Source organism: Candidatus Methylomirabilota bacterium, assembly GCA_035260325.1.
Lineage (GTDB): Bacteria > Methylomirabilota > Methylomirabilia > Rokubacteriales > CSP1-6 > AR19.
Map to the genome: position 1 here is coordinate 1 of DATFVL010000145.1, position 3534 is coordinate 3534.

Here is a 3534-nt window from a genome sequence, read left to right on the forward strand (position 1 = left end):
CGACTTCGCACGCGCCCGACAAGAGCGACGCGGTCTTCGCCCGGATGAGCTCGTCATACTGCGCCTCTCCGTAGGAGAGCTTGTCGTGGGCTTCGAGCTGGCGCATCTCGCCGATCGTCATCTCGTTCGTGACGCGGGCGAGCACGCGAAGCGGCTCCAAGTCCGCGAGGCGCACGAGCTCGATGATCGCCCGGGAGTAGAGGTAGTCCCCCATGATCACCGCGACCTGGTGCGAGAACAGTGCGTTGATCGTCGGCATGCCGCGGCGCAACGCCGAATGATCCACCGAATCGTCGTGCACGAGCGTGGCGAGGTGGATCAGCTCCACGACGGCGGCGAGCGTCACGACTCGCGGATCCGCCGCGCCGGCGGCCTGGTGGGCGAGTAGCATCAGGGTCGGTCGGAACAGCTTGCCCTTCATGCGTAAGAGGTGCGCGTTCACCTCGGCCGCGATTGGGAAGTCCGCCGCGATGATGCGCCGTAGCTCGAGGGCGACCTGCTCGAGCTCCTCCGCCACGGGCTGCTGTACGTCGGAGAGCGAAGCCCGGGCGATCTGTTGGCTCACGTCACTTCGCCTTCGCGAGGGCTTTGCTGCGCGCGCCGACGTCCAGGAAGCGGACATCCACCGCGAACACGCGCCCGTACAACTCCCGCGCCTCGGCCCGCTTGCCCTGCTCCTCGAGCGCCCGGCCGAGCCAGTAGAGGATGCCGAGCCGTTCCTGGTCGCCCGAGGCGGGCAGCTCGAGCGCACGCCGCAGGATCGACTCCGCCACCACGTGGGCACCCTTCTCCACGAAGCACACGCCCAACGCCTCCGAGCTGCGGAGCCTCCCTTCGGGCGCCCGCAATGCCTTCTGGAGCTCGCCGATGGCCTCATCGAGCAGGCCCATCTCCTTGAACGCCACGCCGAGATCGTAGTGGGCCTGGAAGTCGGCTTCGTCGATGTTCTCGTCGATCCCCTGCTTGAAGCGGGCGAGCATGCCCTGAAAATCCTGCTCCTCGTCGCCCGTGGGCTCCTCGTCGGCCACCTTCATGCGGGTGTCCCGCGCGGGCGGCTGCTCCTCGAGCATCATGGCGCTCAAGTCGACGAAGTCCCCGGCGTCTGCCGCGTCCTGGCGCACCTTCATCTTCGCGTCCCGGGGAGCGGTCTTCCCTTCCGCATCCCGCAGCGCCGGTTTGCCCTTGGCCTTCGGGTCAGGCGGCGGCGCCGCGACCGGGGTGAACATCGAGAGCGCCGCGGCGGCGCGGGCGTTCCCGGGGTCGTGCTCGGCGACGCGCTGATACACGGCTCGGGCCTTGTCGGGCAGGTCGCTGCGCAGCAAGGTGTCGGCGAGCTCCAGGTAGGCGTCGATCAGCCTCGCCTTGTCGCCCGACTTGAACGCGAACTCCACGTGTTTCTGCCGGTGCCGCACGCTGTTGGGATCGAGCCGCAGGATCTCGTCCACCAGGTCGCGCGCATGGACGAGGTTGCCGCGGTTCTCGAACCCGGTGGTGGCGAGGTCGAGCTCCTCGATGCCACGCGCGCGCTCACCGGTCTCGACCAGCGCCTCACCCAACCGCTGGTGCGCCTCGGGATCATCGGGATCGTCGGCAACGCGGGCCTCGAGGTCCTCGATCGGGGTGAGGTCCCGCGACTCCTCGATCTTCGCGAACATGAGCGCGTCGCCCGCATCGTCCGCGTTCACCACGCCATCGAGCCCGAGATCGATCGCCGCCCGGCGCCGGCCCGGCGCGGCCCGCGCGTTCCTGTCGATCTCGATCTCGGCCGCGGGCGTGAAATCGGCCTCGAGCTCGAGCGGTGGCACCTCCACAACCGTCTTGCGCTTGGGCGGCGGCCCCACGGCCGGGCGCTTCGGCACGACCGGGGCGACTTTCGCGGGCTCGGGGCGGCGCGGCTCGAACTTGGGGAGCGGCGGCCGACTGCCGCCGCCCGGCCGGGGCTCGTCGACCCCCGGGCGCGCAGGCGCGGCGGGCGCGGCGGGCCGGGTCGGGGCGAAGGGCGCACGGCGCGCGGGCGGCGCGGCGCCGAGCCCGAGGTCGGTGTCGAGCAACGGCTCGGGTGCCGTGTCGGCCTCGGCGGCGCTCGCCTCCTCCGTCACGGTCGGCTCGAGCTCCGCTATCGGCCCCACGTCGTCCGCGGTCACGTCCTCGCGGAGCGACGGGGCGCTCGCGGCATCGAGGCTCACGTCCCCGAACTCCACGCGCGTCGTCTCGAACCCCTCGAGCGTGCCCGACGGAGGCCCGGCGGTTGGGGACTCCTCCTCCTCGGCCAGGCTCGTCGACTCGACGGCGAGTGACGTGTCGGGCTCGGGCTCCGGCGTCCCGATCAACCCGTCCACCGGCTCCGCGGCGTCGAGCGCGGGCGCCGGTGCGGGGGGTGGCGCGGGTCGTGGCGGTGGCGTGACCCGCACCGGCCCCATCTGCTTCGAGACCGGCGGCTCATCGACATCGAGGAACACGAGGCTCGACGTCTTGTGCCTCCCCGATTTCGTGAGATCCTCCTTGACGGGGTCCGCCGGCGCCGCCGCCCCGCTCGCCGAGCGACGGTCCGGAGCGCCGTACATCCGCAGGTGCTCCTCGAGCAGCTCCCGCAGGTGCGCACTCTCAGCCGAGATCTCGGCCAGCTCCTTCAACGCCGCGAATGCCTGCTGGATCTTCCCGGCCTTCTGCATCCGTTCGGCGAATTCGAGGAAGTTCTGCTTCGCCTCACCCATGAACCCCTTCGCGGCGTATAGCTTGGCAAGCTTCAAATAGGTGTTCTGCCGCCCGGGGGCGTTGCGGAGCACCTTGTTGCACATCGCGATGGCGTTGTTGTGAAAGCCGAGCTCGGCGTACTTGTCGACCGCTTTGTCGTAGTAGTCGGCGGCCTGATGCGGGTCCTTGAGCTTGAGGTACAGGTCGCCGATACGGTTGTAGATCGAGAGATCGGGGTTCGGGTCCCCCTCTTCATCCTGGTCCTTGAGAACCTGAAGCCACGCCTCGGCCGCCCCCTTGGGGTCCCGGGCCTCAAGGCTCTTGGCCTTGTCCTTCTGCCTCTCAAGCTTAGACATGGGGCCCTAAAGATATGGGCGCTGGCCAGAGGGGACAAGCGGAACCGCCTGTCCAGACGGCGGTTACGAGGTTCGCGCCCATCCAGTACGCGACTTCCCGCCAATCTGACACGTCGCACGAGACCAGGTCGGCACGAAATCCCGGCGCGAGCTGACCCCGATCGGCTGCAAGTCCCAGCGCGGCGGCGGCGTTCACGGTCACGCCGGTCAGGACTTCAGCATGCCGCAAGCCGAGTTGCGACACGCCCAGCACCATCACGAGCGGCAGGCTGACGGTGGGCGACGAGCCGGGGTTGAAGTCCGTGGCGAGCGCGACGGCCGCCCCAGCCTCGACCAGGCGCCGCGCCGGCGCTTGCCGCCGGCTGCCGAGGAAGACCATCGTGGCGGGCAGGAGGACAGCGACCGTATCGCTCGCGGCGAGCGCGCGAATCCCGGCGTCGGAAATAGCCGCGAGGTGGTCGGCGGACAGCGCGCCCAGCTCCGC

The 3534-nt window shown here is 69.9% G+C and carries 3 protein-coding genes; all 3 read right to left on the bottom strand.

Going from position 1 to position 3534, the window contains the following annotated elements:
- Positions 1-622 (bottom strand): polyprenyl synthetase family protein (locus VKG64_09835; protein HKB25341.1); only part of this gene is annotated, 622 nt, incomplete at its 3' end.
- Positions 567-3050, bottom strand: a complete 2484-nt coding sequence (locus VKG64_09840) for a tetratricopeptide repeat protein (protein HKB25342.1) — start codon at positions 3048-3050, stop codon at positions 567-569. The genes VKG64_09840 and VKG64_09835, both read right to left, overlap by 56 nt.
- A partial coding sequence (locus tag VKG64_09845; GenBank protein ID HKB25343.1) for an amidohydrolase family protein occupies positions 3043-3534 on the bottom strand: 492 nt, incomplete at its 5' end. The genes VKG64_09840 and VKG64_09845, both read right to left, overlap by 8 nt.